The sequence below is a fragment of the Bradyrhizobium algeriense genome (assembly GCF_003062295.1).
GTDB classification, from domain to species: domain Bacteria; phylum Pseudomonadota; class Alphaproteobacteria; order Rhizobiales; family Xanthobacteraceae; genus Bradyrhizobium; species Bradyrhizobium algeriense.
This window is the reverse complement of record NZ_PYCN01000012.1, coordinates 104,205-123,981: the sequence shown is the minus strand read 5'-3', so window position 1 is coordinate 123,981 and position 19,777 is coordinate 104,205. Positions and strand designations below refer to the sequence as shown.

Below are 19,777 nucleotides of genomic sequence, written 5' to 3'. Positions count from 1 at the left end.
AGACCCGGAATCTCGAGATTCCGGGTTCGATGCTACGCATCGCCCCGGAATGACAACGCCCTATCCCTCCAACTTTTCGTTGGAGACGATCTCGATGCCGAAACCGGATAGTCCCTTGTAGTCGTGCACGGAGGACGTGAGGTTGACGATCGAGGTGATGCCGAGATCGCGCAGGATCTGGGCGCCGACGCCGACTTCACGCCATTGCCGGTTGCGATCGGCCTCCGCCGATTTCTGTTCGCCGACCGGCTCGACGGGAACTCCGGCCGCGCCGTCACGCAGATAGACCAGCACGCCGCGACCGGCCTTCTGGAAATGGTTCAGCACGACCTGCATGCGCGCCTGCCCGGTGAAGAGATCCTTCACTATGTTCGGCTTGTGCAGCCGCGTCAGCACGTTCTTGCCGTCGCCGACGCCGTTATAGACGAAGGCGGCATGCGCAATCTCGTCGAACGGCGAGCGATAGGCATAGCCCTGCAGCGGCCCGATCGGGCTGTCGGTGGTGAAGGTCGCGACCCGTTCGATCAGCTTCTCGCGCGCCTGGCGGTAGGCGATCATGTCAGCGATCGTGACGTGCTTGAGCTTGTGGGTGGCGGCGAAGCGCGCGACCTGCTCGCCCTTCATCACGGTGCCGTCGTCGTTCATCAACTCGGAGATGACGCCGACCGGCGGCAAACCTGAGAGCTTGCAGAGATCGACGGCCGCCTCGGTATGGCCGGAGCGCAACAGCACGCCGCCGTCGCGGGCGATCAGCGGGAAGATGTGGCCGGGCCGGGCAAAGTCGTTGGCGCCGGCATTGGGATTGGCGAGCGCGCGGCAGCAGGAGGCGCGCTCATCCGCCGAAATGCCGGTACCGCCATCGGGCTTGTAGTCGATCGAGACCGTGAAGGCGGTGGTGTGGTTGGACTCGTTGTGCGCCACCATCGGATCGAGCCGCAGCCTGCGGGCGTCGTCGGTGGTGATCGGCGCGCAGACGATGCCGGAGGTGTGGCGGATGATGAACGCCATCTTCTCCGCGGTGCAGAGCGAGGCGGCGACGATCAGATCGCCCTCGCCCTCCCGATCGTCATCGTCGGTGACGACGACGAGTTCACCCTTGGCAAAGGCTTGCAGAACTTCCTGGATGGTATCGGCCATTTTCTCAAAATCTCGCTATCTTCAGCCAGTGCATTAGCCGGACTTAATGGTCTGCGCCAGCATCAATACGCAGGGCAGAACGTCGCCCGCAGGCATACCAGGATGCCGGCCCGCAGCCCGGATGGAGCGAAGCGCAATCCTGGGAAGTCGAGCCCTTTGCCAGAGTCCCGGATTGCGCTGCGCTCCATCCGGGCTACGCGCGCTACACAGCTGCCATTGCTACGGCAGCACTTCGCGGCGCTCGCTGAGCAGCACGTCGGTCTCGGCGCGCTTGTCTTCCAGCAGCCCGGCCTGGGCCGCCTCGATGACTTTATAGAGCTCGTCAGCGTCGCTGAGTCGGGTCACGGTCACGTAATCGGCGCCCGCTTCGTAGAGATCGTTGACATCAGCAAGAATCTCCGCGGTCGCGACGATTTTCGCGGTCGGGTTCAGCGCGCGGACATGCCGGACCAGCTTTTCATTGTCGGCGCCCTTCAACAGCGAGTCCGGGATGCTGAGGATGATCAGCTCCGACTTGCCGACGCCCGCATGCACCAGCGTATCCACATTGCTAATGTCGCCATAGACCACGTGCATGCCGCGGTCCGTCAAGGTCCGGAACACCAGCGGATTGAAATCGATCACGGTGATCTGCTCGAGCACCGCCGGACTGCGGCGCTCGATCTCGCTCAGCAGCGCGCTGGCGGCGCGAAAGAAGCCAAGGATGACGATCCGGCGCGCCTCCTCGTGCCCGCCCTCATGGCCGGCGTCGGCCTCATGCTTGTGATCGAGATCGCGCAAGCCGATCCGCTTCAGGGGACCAATGAGGCCGCGCGTGACCTGGTCGCTGCGGCCCATGACGAAGGTGCTCAACACCGCCAGCACCACGAAGGCGAACGATGCTGCGCTCGACGTCTCGGTGCTGATATGGTGCGCCGCAACGCCGGTCTGGATCACGACCAGCGAAAACTCCGAGATCTGCGCCAGATTGATCGCCGGCAAGAGGCTCGCCCGCAGGCCCTGCTTCATCAGATAGAGCGGCGCGAACGTTGTCACCACGCGGCTGACGACCGTGAAAGCGGCAATCATCAGCGCCAGCCCGATCACCGACGCGCCGGGGATCGGGATCGTCATGCCGAGCGAGACAAAGAACAGCGTGATGAAGAAGTCGCGCAGCGTGGTCACCTTGGCGGTGACGTCAAGCGCATAGGGGAATGTCGACAACGAAACGCCCGCCACCAGCGAGCCCATCTCGCGCGACAGATGCAGTTTTTCGGCGATCTCGCCGATCAGGAAGCACCAGGCCAGCGCGCCGAGCAGGACCAGTTCCGGCCGGCGCGCAATCTGGTGAAACAGCCGCGGCAGCACGTAGCGGCTGAGCACCAAAGCGGTCGCCACCAGCACGCCGACGCGGGCGATCGACAACAGGATCACGCTGACCTGCAGATTGCCGAGGCTCGGCTGCACGGCGAGAAACAGGATCGCAAAAACGTCCTGCAGCACCAGCACGCCGAGCGTGATCCGCCCCGGCAGCGTGTCGAGCTCGCGCTTCTCGTACAGCACCTTGACGATGATGACCGTGCTCGACAGCGCGCAGGCGATGCAGAGATAGAGCGCGTCGAAATGGCCATTGCCCATCGACAGGCCGATCCCGACAAAGAACAATATCCCGAGCAGGACGCCGCCGATCAGTTGCCCGCCCGCGGCGAACAGAATGACCTTGCCGGCGCGCACGATCTTCTTCAGGTCGATTTCCAGCCCGATCATGAACAGCATGAAGATCAGGCCGAGCTCTGAGATGACGGTGATCGATTCCTGGGACTTGACCCAGCCCATGCCGAATGGACCAATGAGGAACCCGGCGATAAGGTAAGCCAGGATCAGCGGCTGCCGGGAGAAATGCGCCAACAGGCCGAGCACCCAGGCGAACAGGATACATAAGGTGATATCGCGAATAAGTTCGTGCATAGGTCCGATCTTGCCCCTACCCCAACCTAGAGGTCCCGGCGCGGGGGTCAAACAAGCAATGTGTCACAGCCATGGAATGGGGGCTTTTCTCGCGATTCTGGCCGCGCTGTCGATACTCTATTCCCCCGTCGCGGGCGCACAGACCGGCGCGATCGAACAGAACTTCGCCGCCTCGCTCACCGCGGTGCCTGCGGAAGGCCTCGCTGTCACAGGTGCATTCTACGTGCCGGTCTATTCCAGCGTCTCGATGAGCCAGGGCAAGCTGCGGGCGGATTTTTCGGTCACGCTCAGCGTCCACAACGCTTCCGAAACCCGCCCGCTGGTGCTGAAGCGGATCGCCTATTTCGACACATCAGGCAAGATGGTGGAGAGCTACCTCAAGTCGCCGGTTGCGCTAAAACCGTTCGCAACTGTCGAAGTCTTCATCGCCGCGAATGACGTGCGCGGCGGAACGGGAGCCAATTTCGTGGTCGACTGGGCGGCCACGGGAGAAATCGCCGAGCCCACGGTCGAGGCGCTGATGGTCGGCGGCGTCGGCGCTGGGCATTATGCCTTCATCAGCCAGGGGCGGCCGATCAAGGTCATCAAGAATTAGCCCTGTCAAGAAACTAGCCTGCGAGAACTAGCCTGCAAGAGGGCTCCGCAGCCTTCTCAACGAAAAACAAAACGGGAGTGAACATCCATGTCTGCCGCAACCCCCTTCGATTTCGCGCCATTGCTGCCCGCTGGATTGCCGGCCCCGGCCGCGCGGTGGACCGGCCTTGCCAAATACAGTTTCGTCGGCGGCAACAACGATCCCGACCAGGTTCCGGTCGACGGCCTGATCGAGGCTGTCAGTGCCGTGCTGAGGCGCGAGGGCAAGACGCTCGCGACCTACGGCCTCGCCAGCGGCCCGCAGGGATATCGTCCCCTGCGCGAATTCCTCACGACGAAACTCAAGCGCGACGCCGGCATCGCCTGCGCCGCCGACGACATCACGATCGTCTCGGGTTCGCTGCAGGCGCTCGATCTCGTCAACCAGACCCTGCTGGCGCGCGGCGACACCGTGCTGGTCGAGCAGGAGACCTATCAGGGCGCACTGACCCGGCTGACGCGGCTCGGCGTCAAGGCGGTCGGCATTCCCCTGGACGATCAGGGCATGCGGATGGACGCGCTGGCGGCCGCGCTCGCCGACCACAAGAGCCGCGGCATCACGCCGAAATACATCTACACCATCCCGACCGTGCAAAACCCGACTGGCTCGATCATGCCGGAGACCCGCCGCGCGGAGATGCTGAAACTGTCGCAGCAATACGGCGTGCCGATCTTCGAGGACGACTGCTATGCCGACCTGATCTGGAACGGCGAGCGGCCGCCCGCGATCTACGCCATGAGCGGGCACGGCGGCGTCATCCACATCGGCTCGTTCTCGAAATCGATTGCGCCGGCCCTGCGCGTCGGCTTCATCGTCGCGCCCTGGGAAATGATGTCGCGGATGCTGGCATTGAAGACCGACGCCGGAAGCGGCGCGCTGGAACAGATGGTGCTGGCGGAATATTGCGCGCCGCATTTTTCCACTCATGTGCCAAAACTGACGCGTGGCCTGCGCGCCAAGCTCGACACGCTGATGGAAGCGCTCAACGAGCAGTTCGGCACCGCGGCCGAATTCGAAGCGCCCGAAGGCGGCATCTTCCTGTGGGTGAAACTCCCCGACAATGTCGACACCCTGAAACTCTATCAGGCCGCGCTCGTCGCCGGCGTCGCGATCAATCCCGGGCCGGAATGGTCGACCGACAAGGCCTATGCCGGCAGCCGGCTGCGGCTGTGCTTCGCCAGCCCATCGCGCGAACAGATCCGCGAGGGTGTCGCCCTGCTCGCCGAAGTCTGCCGCAAGGAGTTCGGCGTGCCTGCGCGGATTGCGAATGTGGAGAAGCGCGCGCGGAGCTGAGTTCGGGCCGGGCTTCTCTGGTCGCTGGATCGTCGCATCGAGTGGGACAACCTGCGACCTTGAGCCTCAGCGATTCATTCGCTTTTGATCCCCGCTTCGGCAATCAGCTTCCCCCATTTCGCGCTTTCGCTCTGGATGAATTTTGCAAAAGCCTCGGGCGACGAGGGCGCGGGTTCGGCGCCGAGAACGCGGATTTTCTCGATCGCGGCGGGATCGCTCAACGCCTTCACGAAGGCGGCATTCAACGTGCTGATGATCTCGGGCGGCGTGCCGGCGGGCGCGACGATCCCAAACCAGCCGACGGATTCGAATCCGCTCAGGCCCTGCTCGGCCAAGGTTGGCACATCGGGCAGGAAGGCGACGCGCTTGGCGGCGGAAACCCCGAGCGCCTTCAGCTTGCCGTCGCCGATCAATTGTTTGGATGCGGGAATATCCAGCACCGCCAGCGGGACGTGGCCGGCAAGAACGTCCGTTGTCGCCGGCGCGGTGCCGCGATAGGCGATCAATTGAACTCCGACGCCGGCCTTCCGGTTGAACAACGCCGAGGTCAGGTGCATCGCCGTGCCGTTGCCGCCATGGCCGATCGACAGGCCCTGCGGTTGCGCCTTGGCCTTGGCGATGAGGTCTGCGACCGAGGCAATGGCCGACTGTGGCGAGGACACCAGCACGAACGGGATTTCCGCCAGCAGCGTCACCGGCGCCAGGTCCTTGACCGGATCGAACGGCATCGCGGCACGATTAAGATGGGGATTGACGGTGAGCACGCCGGCAGCCGCGACGCCGAGCGTGTATCCGTCAGGCGCGGCCTGCGCCACGACCCCGATCCCGATATTGCCGCCCGCGCCCGCCCGGTTCTCGACGACGATCGGCTGGTTCAGGGATTCCGCGAGCGCCGGCTGCAGGGCGCGGATCACGATATCGGCACTGCCGCCGGGTGGAAACGTCACGATGATCTTGATCGGTTGATCAGGATATGCGTTTGCTGCTTCAATCGCTGACAGCGACAAAACAACAACAAGGGCATGGATCATGCCTCGCCGGATCGACGGAAACATTCAGGGTCCCCCGATGATCTCTGTGGCATGTAGTTTATGCATGATCGTCCCAACCCAGCAAGCGACATGGCAGCAAGCGACATGGTGAAAACTCGCGTTCTGGTGGTGGGGGCCGGTCCGGTCGGACTCACTCTGGCAATGGACCTCGCAACGCGGGGAATATCCGTAACTATCGTGGAAACCCGCGCCGCCGGGGAACCGCCAAGCGTGAAATGCAACCATGTCTCGTCGCGTTCGATGGAAATCTTCCGCAGGTTAGGGTTGGCGCAGAAGCTGCGCGACACCGGATTGCCGGCCGACTACCCCAACGATTGCTCCTACCGCACCACGGCAACAGGCATCGAGCTCTCGCGCATCCTGATTCCCTGCCGGCGCGATCGTTATACCGCCACCAATGGGCCGGATACCGATTGGCCGACGGCCGAGCCGCCGCACCGCATCAACCAGATCTACATGGAACCCGTGCTGTTCGCGCACGCGGCTTCCATCGACGGGCTTCAGATTCTGAACCGCACCGCGTTCGAGGATTTCAGCGAAGGCAATGACGGCGTCGTTGCGACCGTCCGGAATCTCGATACTGGAACCGCCCTCCAAATTCATGCCGATTTCATCGTGGGCTGCGACGGCGCGCGTTCGCTCGTTCGCAGGGCGATCGACGCCAATCTGCAGGGAACGCCAATCATCCAGCGCGTGCAATCGACCTACATACACGCGCCCGGACTACTCGCCCTGATGGACCACCCCGCCTGGATGACGCTGTCGCTCAATCCGCGGCGCTGCGGCACGGTGGTTGCGATCGACGGCCGCGAAAAATGGCTGATCCATAACCACCTCAATCGCGAGGACGAGACCTTCGAATCTGTCGATCGCGACGCCTCGATCCGCGCCATCCTCGGCGTCGGCCCCGATTTCGAATACGAGGTGCTGAGCAAGGAGGACTGGGTCGGCCGCCGCCTGGTCGCTGACCGGTTTCGCAAGGGCCGCGCGTTCATCTGCGGCGACGCCGCGCATTTGTGGATGCCCTATGCCGGCTACGGCATGAATGCCGGGATCGCGGACGCGACCAACCTAGCGTGGCTGCTGGCGGCCTATCTGGAAGGGTGGGCCGACATCGCCATCCTCGATGCCTATGAGGCCGAACGCCTTCCCATCACCGAACAGGTGTCCCGCTTTGCAATGGAGATGGCCGGCAAGGTGCTAAGCCAGCGTCGCACCGTTCCCGATGAAATCGAGCAGCCGGGGCCATCGGGCGACGCCGTCCGCAAGCAAGTCGGGCAAGCCGCCTATGATCTGAACGTGCAGCAATATTGCTGCGCCGGCCTCAACTTCGGCTATTTCTACGACCGCTCCCCGATCATCGCCTATGACGGCGCCGAACAGCCAGGTTTTACGATGGCGGATTTCACGCCGTCCTCGACGCCGGGCTGCCGGCTTCCGTTCGCGAAACTATCCGACGGACAGCCGGTCTATGATGCGCTCGGGCCGGGCTACACGCTGTTGCGGTACGATCCGGGTGTAGCGGTTGCGCCATTGGCTGATGCGATGCGCGCCAATGGTGTTCCGTTTGAAATTGTCGATGTAGCCGGCGACGAAGCACAGCCACCCGGCAGCCCAAGGCTCATTCTTGCACGCACCGATCAGCACGTCGCCTGGCGCGGCGACGCTATAGCCGATGACCCCGCCCCACTCGTCAACAAGCTGCTCGGCCGGACCGTTGACACCGCTTCTGCCTGAGACAAGCGGCGCGGTTCCTTAGCGCACCGCGAACGGCGCCTGGTAGGGCCGGCCGAACGGAACGCCGTTGATCACGGTCTGCACGGGTTTAAGCAATAGCTTGCCCTCGCGCTTGTTGTTGCGGGTGTCGACGAACGAGGTCTGCGCCTCCACCAGCTCCATGATCGCGACGTCGCCGGGCGCGCCGATCTGCAGCGTGCCGATCTTCGGCGCACGGTTGATGATTTTCGCAGGCGTCACGGTCGCCGCCGCCACCGCCTGCTCCAATGTAAGGCCGAGCGGAATGAACTTGCTCATCACGTTCGGCAGGTAAGGCATGCCCGGCGAATTGCCGGAGAAGACGTGGATGTCGGAGGAGATCGTGTCCGGCGTACAGCCACCCGGGATCGCCACCTCCGCTACCGTGAAGTCAAAACTGCCGCCGCCATGGCCGACATCGAACATCACGCCGCGCTGCTTGGCGGCGAGCGCCGCCGGCAGCAGCTTGCCGTCCTGCACGATGTTGGTGAAGACGCCGGCGATGTTCGGCGCGCCGGAATAGCAATGGGTCAGCACGTCGCCCGGGCGCAGCAGGTCGAGAATCTCCGACATCAGCTCCTTGGTCTCGACGCCGCCGATATGCACCATCATCTTGGCCGGCCAGCCGCACATCTCGCAGGCCTTGATGGCGCGCTTCAGCGGCTCCAGGCCGTGCCTGGCGATGACGTTCTCCGACATCCTGACCTTCACGCCGAGCAGGAAATCCGGATTTTCGGCCAGCGCCATCGCGCAGGCCTCCACTTGCGCGTAATCGATGTTGTAGAGTTCGGCGACCGGGAAGCCGGACAGGCCGTTGTTGGCGATGTGGACGAAGGCGTAAATCCGCGCCCGCGATTGCGCCACGATGTAACGGCGCAGCGCGGCGAGATTGTTGACGCCGGCATCGCCCGCCGACACCACCGTGGTGGTGGCCTGCGCCTGCACCAGCTCGTCGGCGGGAATGCCGATCGCAGAGCCGTAAGGATAGACGTGGGAGTGCAGATCGATCAGGCCAGGCGTTACAAGCTTGCCCGCGGCGTCGATGGTCTTGGCGGCACGGGCGGCCGGAATCTCGTTCTCGACGGCCTCGATCACGCCCCAGCGAATGCCGATGTCGCGCTTGCCCCTGAGCGACTGGCTGGGATCCAGCACGTCGCCGCCCTTGATCACGAGATCGAACTTGTCGTTCGGCCCCATCGCGGCGTTGGCAGGGCCCGATATGGCTGCGACCGCGGCCGAGCCGGTCAGACTCAGAAAATGACGGCGTGAAACCCCGCTCATGGCAACGCTCCCCCCTGATTTTTTATGCTGCGATGATGCGCCGGGGACCGGCGTTCCGCAAGCAGCGCGTGCATCGTCCCACGCAAAGTCAATCGTGGTGCCGATGATCCATGAGTGGGCAGACCGGCGCGTTTTGATCCACTGACGGCTACATCCAGTAGGATGGGTGGAGCGAAGCGATACCCATCGCCCACAAGCGCCGGCGTTGATGGGTATCGCTTCGCTCCACCCATCCTACGAAACTATCCAAAGGTCGAACGGCCGACGCGCGCGACGCAAGCATCTGAACAAGCGCGGCACACCAAGAACGGAAAATGGCCCCTCGCGGGGCCATTCTCTATTTGTTTGCTGGTCGCTACGTTCGACAATCTCAGCTGTAGATCTCGAACAGGCCTGCGCCGCCCTGGCCGCCGCCGATGCACATCGTGACGACGCCCCACTTCGCCTTGCGCCGGCGGCCTTCCTGCAGGATGTGGCCGGTGAGGCGCGCGCCGGTCATGCCGAAGGGGTGACCGATCGCGATCGAACCGCCGTTGACGTTGTACTTCTCGGGATCGATGCCGAGCTTGTCGCGCGAATAGAGGCACTGGCTGGCGAAGGCTTCATTGAGCTCCCAGAGATCGATGTCGTCGATCTTCAGGCCGTGGCGCTTCAACAGCTTCGGCACGGCGTAGATCGGCCCGATGCCCATCTCGTCCGGCTCGCAGCCCGCCGCCGCCCAGGCGACGAAACGGCCCAGCGGATTGAGGCCGCGCTTCTCGGCGTCCTTGGCTTCCATCAGAACGACGGCGGCCGCGCCGTCCGAGAGCTGGCTGGCATTGCCCGCGGTGACGTACTTGCCGGGACCCTTGACCGGCTCGAGCTTGGCAAGGCCTTCCATGGTGGTCTCGGGGCGGTTGCACTCGTCGCGATCGACGGTGTAGTCGACGATGCTTTCCGCTTTCGTCGCCTTGTCGACCACCTTCATCTTGGTCTTCATCGGGACGATTTCGTCCTTGAACTTGTTGGCTTGCTGGGCAGCCGCCATGCGGCGCTGCGATTCCAGCGAGTACTCGTCCTGATATTCGCGGCTGAGCTTGTAGCGCTCGGCGACGATATCAGCGGTGTCGATCATCGCCATGAAGATGTCGGGCGCGGCCTTGAGCAAATCAGGGTCGATCGATTCCTTGGGCGAGCCGCCGCCGGGGATCGAGATGCTCTCGACGCCGCCGGCGACGATGCAATCGGCACCATCGGAGCGGATCGAGTTCGCGGCCATCGCAATGGTCTGCAGTCCCGACGAACAGAAGCGGTTCACGGATACGCCACCGGTCGACTTCGGCATGCCGGCGAGCAATGCGGCCTGGCGGCCGATATTCGGGGCGCCATGCGCGCAATTGCCGAGATAGCAGTCCTCGACATATTCCTTCTCGACGCCGGCGCGCTCGACGGCGTGCTTGATGGCGTGGGCCGCCATCGACATCGGCGGGGTGATGTTGAACCCGCCGCGGCCGGACTTCGCCAGCCCGGTACGTGCATAGGAAACGATGACAGCTTCACGCATTTTGAAGACCTCCCTTTGATGCGATCCAGTATGGACTGGAGCCGCGCCCGTGTGTAGCAAAAACCCGAATTCCGGCCCGCGGAAAAGAATTACCCGCGACGCCGGCCCGGAGCCGGGAATTACACAACGCCTGTGCTTCGGCAAGGCCGTGGGTAATCTTCCGGCTTTTGCAGGCGCGCGACGAAAGACGCATGGACGGGCTATTTCACTGAGCGAAATTGATCGCTATTGAAATCGCCCGCGTGCAAGGTGGGGAACAATCAGGACCAGGTCGGAGGGTGCGATGGTAAGGGCGTTGCGACAATGGCTGGACAACCATCAACTGCCCGCGATCATCGCCGCCGTACTCGGCGTGGTCATGACGATTTCCGTGCTGATGGTGGTGGTCGGTTATCTGGTGGCGAGGCCCTGAGCGGTCCTCACCGATCCACCGCTTCGGCACGCGCCTCATTTCCCCGTTCCGGCCGCCGCAAGAATGGGTGACCAACGTGCGATCTCGGACCGAACAAAACGATCGAATGCAGCCGGGTTGCGTTCGTCCTTTGCCGGTATCGAGCCGCCGAGCTGGGCAATCCGCTCGCGCACGACAGCCTCATCAAGCGCCTGGTCGAGCGATTCGGAAAGCCTGGCGATGATTTCGGGCGAAACGCCCTTTGGCGCAAACAGTCCTGCCCAGACGCTCATCTCGTAGTTGATGCCGCCCTCCTTCGCGGTCGGAACGTCAGGCAGCGTTTCAAGGCGTTTCGCGGCAGACACCGCGAAGGCCTTGACCGAGCCGGCCAAAACCGACTCCGCGACGCTGACCGACTGTTCGCACATGAAATCGACGTGCCCCCCGACCAGATCGTTCAACGCCGGGCCTGAACCGCGATAGGCGACAAGCGCCGGCTCCGCGCCGATTTCCGCCGTGAAGAGAAGACACGCCATATGCGAGGACGCGCCGATGCCGCCATGGGCCAGCTTCACCGCGTCGCCCCGTTGCCGCAGCGCCGCGACGAATTCCTTGAGATCCTGTGCCGGGAAATCCTTCCGCGCGATAACGACTGCCGGGGAATGGGCGGTGAAGCCGATCGGCACGAAGTCGGCAACGGGATCGTATTTGAGGTTCGGCGTCAGCACCGGTGCTGCGACATGCGAGCCCATCGCCGCGGCAAGCAAGGTATAGCCGTCGGGCGCAGCCGCCGCCACGCGCGCGCTGCCGACGGTGCCGCCGGCGCCGCTGACGTTCTCGATGATGATGGATTGCCCGAGGATCTTCGACACCTGGTTGGTGACGATGCGCGCAACGACGTCGCTGGCGCCGCCGGGCGGGAACGGCACGACCACCGTGATCGCCCTGGAGGGGTAGTCCTGCGCGGCTACCTCCCCGACCATGCCGGCCAATACCACCGCCACCGCGCAAGCTCCAACACAAGCTTTCCAGACACAAATGCCAGGTTTCATAACGCGCTCCTATCCTTAGCTCTGCGCCGTCACATTTTCGCATCGCCGTTCAATATTTGGGCAATCTCGACCGAACGTCCCTCACGCGCCGAGAGTATGCCGGCGCGTACCACGGCGAGCGATCGCGTCGCGTACTCGCCCCCGACTTCGTGCCGGCCCTGCCCGCGAACTGCGGCCGCAAACTCCTCCAGCTCCTCGACCAGGGTGTCATTCTCAGCACATGGCACCACCACCGGCGTGGTCTCGCCGCGCTTGAGCAGGCGAAGCCCGTTGTGCAAATCGTAGTAGGCGGTGGCGTCCTTGCCGTAGACATTCATCAGGTAGTATTCGGACGCCGAGGCGTAGCTCGCGTTCAGTGTGGAAAGCGCGCCGTTCTCGTGCTCCAGAATCAGGCTCGCGACATCAGGATTGTCGCCGGGCAGCACCAGTTGCGCCGACTGCGCGCGCACCGCATGGATCGGCCCGATCAAATATTCCAGCACGTCGATATAGTGGATTCCGATCTGCAGCATCACGCCGCCCGGCATTCCCGCGGCCTGGTAGCGCCACGAGGTGAGATCGATCTTGCCGAGGCGGTCGCGGCTGATGTTGGCCTCGGCATTGACGAGCTTGCCGAACCGGCCGGCGTCGATCTGCTGTTTGATCCAGCGGAAATGGCTCTCGCGCCGCCGCTGATAGCCGAGCGCCAGCACCACGCCGGCCTTGCGGCAGGCCTCGGTGATGGCGCGACCGTCGGAAATGCTGTTGGCGATCGGCTTGTCCAGAAAGACGTGCTTGCCGGCGGCGGCGGCCGCACAGGTCGTCGCCAGATGCACGTCGTTCGGCGTGGTGTTGATGATCGCCTCGATCTCGGCATCGGCCAGCAGCGCCTCATAGCTCGCGGCCGGCCGGCAGCGGTATTTTGCCGCGAAATTCTTTCGCTTTTCCTCGGACCGGGTGTAGCAGCCGCGGATCTCGAGCTGGCCCGAGCGCTGGATGGCATCCGCCAGAACGTCGGACCACCATCCCATCCCGATACAGGCCACGCGGAGCGGATCGGCACTCATCACTGCCCTCCCCCAGGACGATGTTATTCCCAATTCGCGCCGATCGACTCGACGGCCATTTTGGCGATCCGCAAATCGGTCTCCCAATCACCGCCGCTCACGCCGACGCCGCCGATACATTCCCGGCCAACCAGCACCGGTACGCCGCCTTCCATGGCCGTCCACCGTTCCGGTCCGGCGGCGAGCGCAAGTCCGATCGCATGGCTGACGTCGAGGTCCTGGCCGGCCGCGCCTTTGGCCGTGGTCGGGCGCCGGTTTGACGCGGCGCAAACCGCCTTGGTGGTGCAGGAGTGCACGGTATGGAAGCGACCGCCGTCCATTCGTTCGATCAGGATCACATGCCCGCCGGAATCCACGATGGCACAGGAGATCGCGATGTTGGCCTGGCCGGCCAATTCCACCGCCGTCGCCATGATCATCTTCGCGCCCTGATGCGTCAGGCGCTTGCTATCGGCGACAAACATGGCAGCGCTCCGGTCGGCAAGGACAGGCGAAGTGTGCGCCACCGCTGCGCCTCCTTCAAGAATTAATACGCAACTTCCGGATGCGATCTTGTACCGCACGCGTCGGCAAGCGGCGAAGCCTAGCCAAACTATGCGGCGCGAACATGGAGGGGTTGATCCAACGGTCTCGCGATCGAAGCGTCATATATGCTGCGCCATGATCCGGCCGGGCCGCGCGTCCGGGCGGGGCTCGATATCGACCGACCAGAGGTCGCGGTTGTCGACGTCCTTCAACGTCACGGTCATCACTTCGGTCTTGCCGTCGATGTCGACGCGGCCGAAGAATTGCAGGCCGAAACAGGGGGCGAGATTCTCGCCCTGCTCCGCGCTGCAGCCCTTCTGGAACGCAGCTTTCGGCCCGAACGTGTTGTCGAGCGGGGCCGGCGCCCAGGTGCCCGCATGTAAGGGGCCGGAGACGAACTCCCAGAACGGTTCGAAATCCTGAAACGCCGCGCGGTTCGGATCGTAATGATGCGCGGCCGTGTAATGCATGTCGGCGGTCAGCCACACCGTGTTGCGGATGCCGGCGCGCTTCATGAACGACAGCAGATCGGCAATCTCGTGCTCGCGCCGCTCCGGCGGGCCATCGCCGAGCGCAATGGCATCCTCGCTGATCAGGCCGATCGGCATGTCGGCGGCGATCACCTTCCAGGTCGCGTCGGAAGCCACCAGCTCGCGCTTCAGCCAAGCCAGTTGCGCCGCACCAAGGATGCGGGTCTCGCTCTGGTCGTCGCGCTTGTTAAAGGTGGAATCGCGGTAGCTGCGCATGTCGATCATAAAGACGTCGAGCAGCGGGCCATAGGCGATCTTGCGATAGATGCGGCCGTCCTGCGCCGGCGTCGCGCGCATCGGCATGAATTCATGGAACGCGCGGCGCGCCCGCGCCACCAGAAGCGAAGAGCCGTCCTCGGCATGGCCGGTCTCGTCGGCGGTGCCGATCGGCGCCCAGTCGTTGGTGACCTCGTGGTCGTCCCATTGCGCGAACATCGGTACTTCGGCGTTGAAGGCGCGCAGATTGTCGTCGAGCAGATTATATTTGTAGTTGGCGCGGAACTGTTCGAGGCTGTGGGCCACCACGGACTTCTGTTCGGTGACGATGTTGCGCCAGATCTCGCCATTGGGCAGCTTCAGCTCGCGTTCCACCGGACAGTCTGCATAGATGTGATCGCCGGAATGGATGAAGAAGTCCGGACGGTTGTCGAGCATGGTGCGGTAGGTGCGCATACCGCCGCGCGAGGGATCGATGCCCCAACCCTGGCCGGCGGTATCGCCGGACCACGCAAACGAAATATGGCCTCGCGCGGTGGGCGCGGTACGGAAATGCCCGACCTGCGCCTCGCCTTCGATGCCGCTCTCGCTGATATCGTCGAAGCGCACGCGATAGAAAATGTCCTGCCCCGCCGGCAGGCCATCGAGCAGAACTTTTGAGACGAAGTCGCTGTCCGGCAAGGCATCGGCGGTAACGATGCGAAGGATGGTCTTGAAGCTCTCGACAACAGAACATTCAACCTGCATCCGCGCCGGCCGGTCGGTGCGCGCCCAGATCACTGCAGAGTCGGCCGAGACGTCGCCCGACTGAATCCCGCCGGCGATGAGCGGACGATCCGCGGCGCGGCTGAGATGTGGTCTGGCGAGGCTGCCGAGACCGGCAACGGCAAATGTCGCGGCGGAGCGGACCAGCAATTGACGCCGGTTCAGACTTTGCCCGGCGCGTATCGCAATCGGCATCGAAGCACCCTCGTCGAATCACGACGAAGGTGTGCCCGAGCAATTTGACTCCTGGCCGAAGGTTTTACGACAGATGGATGACGTGGAATCGTAGGATGGGTAGAGCGAAGCGAAACCCATCAATCCTTGCGCGGAAGCAAGATGGGTTTCGCTTCGCTCTACCCATCCTACGAATGAACTACCGCTGCCAGTCGCAGATGCCGCCGGACTTGCACGGCCAGGTCTGGATCCGCGTGTCGCGCGCCTGCGCGTCGAGCGGATTGGTATGACGCCGCGCCAGTGTGGTGCGGGCGGCCCCGCGCGGTTTCTCCACACGCGGTTTCTCGGCGCGCTCATGTGCTATGTGAGCAGCCACCTGACGCGCTACTTGAGGCTTGGGCGCGGCTTCCTTCGGCACAACCACGCGCTCCGTCTTCACCGGCCGGGCATCGTTCCTGGCCTCGATCCGGACCGGAGCGAATCGCGTCTCCGGGCCGAGCCGCTTCGGCGAGAGCACGGCCTGCGAAAGATCGAGGCCGATGAGCTCGCCGGCCTTGTAGTCGTCTGCCAGCGTGGTGCTGCCCGACATCAGGAGCCCCGTGCAAAGTGCTACCGCAAAGGCGCTTTTCAGGACCATCGAAGGCCTCCTGAAATCAACCAAAAATCTGAAGAACGGCCATCATGTAGGCAGCCGGCCGCACAATGCCAGCCGATCCCGCCCGCAAGATTACTGGTGAATGATCTTGGCTGTGGAAAAGTTCACAGCCAGGAACAGCCGGATAAGCGAAACTTATTCAGCTGCCTGCGCCACCGGCTGGCCGATCGCGGCCTCCACGCGCGTGCACTCGCTGCGGAACTTCGCGACATTGGCTTCCTTGACGTGGCCGTAGCCGCGAACGAGTTCCGCGGATTTCGCCAGCGCCACCAGACGCGGCCAATCCTGCGGCTTCGCCTTGTCGACGTGGCGGAAGATCATTGCGGAATATTCACGCGGTAGCGCCCGCTCCATCCGACGCTCGGCCGTGTAGCCGAACGGATCGAATGCCGTGCCGCGCAGGAACTTGAACCACGTCAGGAGTTCGAAGGCGCGGAAGATCCAGGAACCGAACTCGCGCTTGCGCAGATGCCCGGTCACCTTGTCGCGCGGCGCCAGCAGCGGCGGCGCGAGACTGACCTTGACGCTCGCGTCGCCGTCGAACTGTTCCTTCAACGCTTTTGCGAACTCACCGTCGGAATAAAGCCGGGCGACTTCGTATTCGTCCTTGTAGGCCATCAACTTGAACAGGCCTTTTGCAAACGCTTCGGTCAGTTCATGCGACCCGGGCGAGCCCTTTGCTTCGGCCGCGCGAACGCGCTCGACCTCGCTGAGGTAGCGCTTCGAGTAGGCCTCATTCTGGTAGTCCGTCAGGAACTTGGCGCGGAACGCGATGCTCTCGTCGAGCGTCCGCTTGACCGGCGCCGCGCCCGAATTCTTGAAGCGGGCAGCCGTGACGACGCGCTGCAGATCGTGCGCGGCGAGTCGGCCCCAGGAGAACGCCAGCTTGTTCATGTCGATCGCCGCGCCGTTGAGGTCGATCGCCTTCATGATCGCCTCCAGCGAAAGGGGAATCGCGCCACGCTGGAACGCGAAGCCGAGCATGAAGGCGTTGGTGGCGATGCTGTCGCCCATCAGCGCGGTGGCAAGCCCGGTGGCGTCCAGAATGTCGAGGTCGGAGGCACTGACGGCCCCGTTGAGCGACTCCCGCATCGTCCCCGCCTCGAAGTCTATGTCGGGATTGATGACGAAGCTTGCCGTCGGCAACAGGTCGGCATTGACGATCGCGCGTGTGACGCCGCGTTCGGCCCGGCTCAGCGCCGGGATGCTGGTGGCGACCACGATATCGCAGCCGAGAATGAGGTTGGCGCCGCCCGGCGCAATACGGACGGTTGCGAGATCGTCCGCCTCGGGCGCGATGCGGACATGGCTCATGACCGCGCCGTTCTTCTGCGATAACCCTGTGAAATCCAGCGTCGAGCACGCCAGGCCCTCGACATGGGCGGCCATGCCGAGCAGCGCGCCGATGGTGATGACGCCGGTGCCGCCGATACCGGTGACGAGGATGTTGTAGGCGCCATCGAGCGCGGGCGTGGCCGGTGTCGGCAGATCGGCGAACAGCGCGGACGGATCGGCCGCGGTGCGATCGGCCTTCCTCAGTCTGCCGCCATGCACGGTGACAAAACTCGGGCAAAAGCCCTCGATGCAGGAAAAGTCCTTGTTGCAGTTCGACTGGTCGATCCGCCGCTTGCGGCCGAACTCGGTTTCCAGCGGCTGCACGGAAACGCAGTTGGAAACAGACGAGCAATCGCCGCAGCCCTCGCAGACCCTCTCGTTGATGAATACGCGCTTCGGCGGATCCGGATAGAGCCCGCGCTTGCGGCGGCGGCGCTTTTCGGCAGCGCAAGTCTGGTCGTAGATCAGGACGGTGAGGCCCTTGACCTCGCGCAGTTCCTTCTGCACCGCGTCGAGTTCGCGGCGATGATGAACGGTCGCGCCTGATGGAAAGTAATTGCTGGGGTATTTCTCGGGATCGTCGGAAACGATGACGAGGCGTTTTGCCCCCTCCGCCGAAACCTGGTGCGCGATCTGCGACACCGTCAGGCCGCCTTCGGCCGGCTGGCCGCCGGTCATCGCGACAGCATCATTATAAAGGATCTTGTAGGTGATGTTGACGCCGGAAGCCGCCGCCGCGCGGATCGCGAGCAGGCCGGAATGTGTGTAGGTGCCGTCGCCCAAATTCTGGAACACGTGCGGCTCGCTGGTGAACGGCGCCTGCCCGATCCAGGTGACGCCTTCCGCGCCCATATGCGAGATCGTCTGCGTGCGGCGGTTCGGCACCGACAGCGCCATGCCGTGACAGCCGATGCCGGCCATGGCGCGGCTGCCCTCGGGGATCCTGGTCGAGGTGTTATGGGGACAGCCCGAACAGAAATACGGCGTGCGCTGAAGTTTGGCGGCGCCAATGCCGTCCGCCGGCCGGTCGAAGGCTTCGAGCTTTGCCAGACGCTGCTCCAGCGCCGGGCTGCGATGGCCGAGTTTGCGCAAGCGCGCCACGACGGCCGCCGCGACCATGGTCGGCGTCAATTCGCCTTCGCTCGGCAGCAGCATCGCGCCGCTCTCGTCGCGCTTGCCGACCACCGAAGGCCGCTTCGAGGCATCGACGTTATAGAGAATGCGAAGGAGTTGGTCCTCAATAAAACCGCGCTTCTCCTCGACCACGAGCACATCCTGCAGACCTTCGGCGAACGCCTTTGCTCCGGATTCCTCCAGCGGCCAGGTCAGCGCGACCTTGTAGATGCGCAGTCCCAGCGCCTGCGCCTCGGCGTCTGATATCCCGAGGTCGGCCAGCGCCTGCCGGAGGTCGAGATAGGCCTTGCCGGTCGCCATGATGCCGAGCCGGGCGGGCTTGGAATCCAGCACGATGCGGTCAAAGCGATTGACGCGCGTGAACGCCGCCACCGCCTGCATCTTCGGGCCGTGCAGCCGCCGCTCCTGCTCCAGCGGCGCATCGGGCCAGCGGATGGAAAGTCCGCCCGGCGGCATTTCGAAATCATCGGGCATGATGATCTTGATGCGGTCAGGATCGCTGACGATCGAGGCCGAGCTTTCAACGGTTTCGGAAATCGCTTTGAAGCCGACCCAGCAACTTGAATAGCGCGACAGCGCAAAGCCCAGAATGCCGAGATCGAGATAATCCTGCAGCGTCGCCGGATTGACCACCGGCATCAATGCCGCGGCGAACACCTGCTCGCTCTGATGGGCGAGCGTGGAGGACTGGCAGCCATGGTCGTCGCCGGCGAGCGCAATCACGCCGCCGTTCGGCGAGGTGCCGGCCGAGTTGGCATGCTTGAGCGCATCCATCGAGCGGTCGACGCCGGGGCCCTTGCCATACCAGATACCGAAGACGCCATCGACCTTGGCGCCGGGAAACATGCCGACCTGCTGGCTGCCCCACACGGAGGTGGCCGCCAAATCCTCGTTGAGACCGGGTGCGAACTCGATGTCATGCTGCTTGAGGAAGGTTTTGGCGCGCCACAGCGCGTGGTCGTACATGCCGAGCGGCGAGCCGCGGTAGCCTGATATGAAACCTGCGGTGTTGAGCCCCGCCGCGCGGTCGCGTTCGCGCTGCAACATGGGAAGGCGGACCAGCGCCTGCGTACCGGAGAGAAAAATCCGCTTCGCGTCCAGACGATACTTGTCGTCCAGACCAACTTCCATCAATGCCATTCGTCCGCTCCCCGTCGCACGTTCCGCCGGTTATTTGAACCGGTCTAATTGCGAACAGAATGCACCGGTTTTGCTATGCGTGCCCAGCGTGAATTCATGGCCGCAGGACATATCTCGCCTGTCGTGCGGATCGCTCTTGCCGAAATCCGCCTTCTTTGAAACGCTTGGGAGT

General features: G+C 63.8%; 15 protein-coding genes. 4 read left to right on the top strand and 11 right to left on the bottom strand.

Going from position 1 to position 19,777, the window contains the following annotated elements:
- Nucleotides 1-60 precede the first annotated feature (60 nt).
- Nucleotides 61-1,137 carry a 3,4-dihydroxy-2-butanone-4-phosphate synthase gene (gene ribB, locus C7G61_RS22900; RefSeq protein WP_108518661.1) on the bottom strand — a complete coding sequence of 359 codons (1,077 nt, stop codon included), beginning with the start codon at nucleotides 1,135-1,137 and terminating at the stop codon, nucleotides 61-63.
- A 219-nt stretch (nucleotides 1,138-1,356) separates the two neighbouring features.
- Nucleotides 1,357-3,084 (bottom strand): cation:proton antiporter, encoded by a 1,728-nt coding sequence (locus C7G61_RS22895; RefSeq protein WP_108518658.1) that lies wholly within the window; start codon nucleotides 3,082-3,084, stop codon nucleotides 1,357-1,359.
- Nucleotides 3,085-3,160: 76 nt separating this feature from the next.
- Between C7G61_RS22895 and C7G61_RS22890 the strand changes: the two genes are divergently transcribed.
- Nucleotides 3,161-3,679 (top strand): DUF3124 domain-containing protein, encoded by a 519-nt coding sequence (locus tag C7G61_RS22890; protein WP_190241928.1) that lies wholly within the window; start codon nucleotides 3,161-3,163, stop codon nucleotides 3,677-3,679.
- A gap of 87 nt (nucleotides 3,680-3,766) precedes the next feature.
- The gene (locus tag C7G61_RS22885) at nucleotides 3,767-5,011 is read left to right on the top strand and encodes an aminotransferase-like domain-containing protein (protein ID WP_108518652.1); all 1,245 of its coding nucleotides are present in this window, start codon (nucleotides 3,767-3,769) and stop codon (nucleotides 5,009-5,011) included.
- Between the two features lie 74 nt (nucleotides 5,012-5,085).
- On the opposite strand, the gene C7G61_RS22880 is transcribed toward C7G61_RS22885, so the two are convergent.
- On the bottom strand, nucleotides 5,086-5,958 hold the full coding sequence (locus C7G61_RS22880; RefSeq protein ID WP_244608422.1) for a Bug family tripartite tricarboxylate transporter substrate binding protein: 873 nt from the start codon (nucleotides 5,956-5,958) through the stop codon (nucleotides 5,086-5,088).
- 189 nt (nucleotides 5,959-6,147) lie between these two features.
- On the opposite strand from C7G61_RS22880, the gene C7G61_RS22875 reads away from it, so the two are divergent.
- Nucleotides 6,148-7,800 (top strand): FAD-dependent oxidoreductase, encoded by a 1,653-nt coding sequence (locus C7G61_RS22875; RefSeq protein WP_244608421.1) that lies wholly within the window; start codon nucleotides 6,148-6,150, stop codon nucleotides 7,798-7,800.
- A gap of 18 nt (nucleotides 7,801-7,818) precedes the next feature.
- Here the strand turns inward: C7G61_RS22875 and C7G61_RS22870 are convergent, their stop codons facing one another.
- Complete coding sequence (locus C7G61_RS22870; protein WP_108518645.1) at nucleotides 7,819-9,099, bottom strand: amidohydrolase family protein; 1,281 nt, start codon at nucleotides 9,097-9,099, stop codon at nucleotides 7,819-7,821.
- A gap of 370 nt (nucleotides 9,100-9,469) precedes the next feature.
- Complete coding sequence (locus C7G61_RS22865) at nucleotides 9,470-10,642, bottom strand: thiolase family protein (RefSeq protein ID WP_108518642.1); 1,173 nt, start codon at nucleotides 10,640-10,642, stop codon at nucleotides 9,470-9,472.
- A gap of 283 nt (nucleotides 10,643-10,925) precedes the next feature.
- On the opposite strand from C7G61_RS22865, the gene C7G61_RS47050 reads away from it, so the two are divergent.
- On the top strand, nucleotides 10,926-11,054 hold the full coding sequence (locus C7G61_RS47050) for a hypothetical protein (protein WP_274542286.1): 129 nt from the start codon (nucleotides 10,926-10,928) through the stop codon (nucleotides 11,052-11,054).
- 35 nt (nucleotides 11,055-11,089) lie between these two features.
- Here C7G61_RS47050 and C7G61_RS22860 read toward each other — a convergent pair whose 3' ends face one another.
- The 6 genes from C7G61_RS22860 to C7G61_RS22835 all read right to left on the bottom strand — a co-directional run bounded on the left by C7G61_RS22860 (nucleotide 11,090) and on the right by C7G61_RS22835 (nucleotide 19,605).
- Nucleotides 11,090-12,037 (bottom strand): tripartite tricarboxylate transporter substrate-binding protein, encoded by a 948-nt coding sequence (locus C7G61_RS22860; protein WP_244608420.1) that lies wholly within the window; start codon nucleotides 12,035-12,037, stop codon nucleotides 11,090-11,092.
- Nucleotides 12,038-12,114: 77 nt separating this feature from the next.
- Nucleotides 12,115-13,131: a Gfo/Idh/MocA family protein gene (locus C7G61_RS22855; RefSeq protein WP_108518640.1), complete on the bottom strand. Its 1,017-nt coding sequence runs from the start codon at nucleotides 13,129-13,131 to the stop codon at nucleotides 12,115-12,117.
- A gap of 23 nt (nucleotides 13,132-13,154) precedes the next feature.
- Nucleotides 13,155-13,595, bottom strand: a complete 441-nt coding sequence (locus C7G61_RS22850) for a GlcG/HbpS family heme-binding protein (RefSeq protein ID WP_108518637.1) — start codon at nucleotides 13,593-13,595, stop codon at nucleotides 13,155-13,157.
- A gap of 180 nt (nucleotides 13,596-13,775) precedes the next feature.
- Nucleotides 13,776-15,362, bottom strand: a complete 1,587-nt coding sequence (locus C7G61_RS22845) for an alkaline phosphatase D family protein (protein WP_108518634.1) — start codon at nucleotides 15,360-15,362, stop codon at nucleotides 13,776-13,778.
- A 178-nt stretch (nucleotides 15,363-15,540) separates the two neighbouring features.
- Nucleotides 15,541-15,978 carry a hypothetical protein gene (locus C7G61_RS22840; RefSeq protein WP_108518632.1) on the bottom strand — a complete coding sequence of 146 codons (438 nt, stop codon included), beginning with the start codon at nucleotides 15,976-15,978 and terminating at the stop codon, nucleotides 15,541-15,543.
- Nucleotides 15,979-16,131: 153 nt separating this feature from the next.
- The gene (locus C7G61_RS22835) at nucleotides 16,132-19,605 is read right to left on the bottom strand and encodes an indolepyruvate ferredoxin oxidoreductase family protein (RefSeq protein ID WP_108518629.1); all 3,474 of its coding nucleotides are present in this window, start codon (nucleotides 19,603-19,605) and stop codon (nucleotides 16,132-16,134) included.
- Between the last annotated feature and the right edge of the window lie 172 nt (nucleotides 19,606-19,777).

What these genes read in the sequence shown, in the direction of transcription:
- C7G61_RS22895 (WP_108518658.1), bottom strand. Translation starts at nt 3,084, where the DNA reads ATGCACGAACTTATTCGCGATATCACCTTATGTATCCTGTTCGCCTGG.
- C7G61_RS22835 (WP_108518629.1), bottom strand. Translation starts at nt 19,605, where the DNA reads ATGGCATTGATGGAAGTTGGTCTGGACGACAAGTATCGTCTGGACGCG.
- C7G61_RS22890 (WP_190241928.1), top strand. Translation starts at nt 3,161, where the DNA reads ATGGGGGCTTTTCTCGCGATTCTGGCCGCGCTGTCGATACTCTATTCC.
- C7G61_RS22875 (WP_244608421.1), top strand. Translation starts at nt 6,148, where the DNA reads ATGGTGAAAACTCGCGTTCTGGTGGTGGGGGCCGGTCCGGTCGGACTC.
- C7G61_RS22855 (WP_108518640.1), bottom strand. Translation starts at nt 13,131, where the DNA reads ATGAGTGCCGATCCGCTCCGCGTGGCCTGTATCGGGATGGGATGGTGG.
- ribB (WP_108518661.1), bottom strand. Translation starts at nt 1,137, where the DNA reads ATGGCCGATACCATCCAGGAAGTTCTGCAAGCCTTTGCCAAGGGTGAA.
- C7G61_RS22870 (WP_108518645.1), bottom strand. Translation starts at nt 9,099, where the DNA reads ATGAGCGGGGTTTCACGCCGTCATTTTCTGAGTCTGACCGGCTCGGCC.
- C7G61_RS22885 (WP_108518652.1), top strand. Translation starts at nt 3,767, where the DNA reads ATGTCTGCCGCAACCCCCTTCGATTTCGCGCCATTGCTGCCCGCTGGA.
- C7G61_RS22865 (WP_108518642.1), bottom strand. Translation starts at nt 10,642, where the DNA reads ATGCGTGAAGCTGTCATCGTTTCCTATGCACGTACCGGGCTGGCGAAG.
- C7G61_RS22845 (WP_108518634.1), bottom strand. Translation starts at nt 15,362, where the DNA reads ATGCCGATTGCGATACGCGCCGGGCAAAGTCTGAACCGGCGTCAATTG.
- C7G61_RS22850 (WP_108518637.1), bottom strand. Translation starts at nt 13,595, where the DNA reads ATGTTTGTCGCCGATAGCAAGCGCCTGACGCATCAGGGCGCGAAGATG.
- C7G61_RS22840 (WP_108518632.1), bottom strand. Translation starts at nt 15,978, where the DNA reads ATGGTCCTGAAAAGCGCCTTTGCGGTAGCACTTTGCACGGGGCTCCTG.
- C7G61_RS47050 (WP_274542286.1), top strand. Translation starts at nt 10,926, where the DNA reads ATGGTAAGGGCGTTGCGACAATGGCTGGACAACCATCAACTGCCCGCG.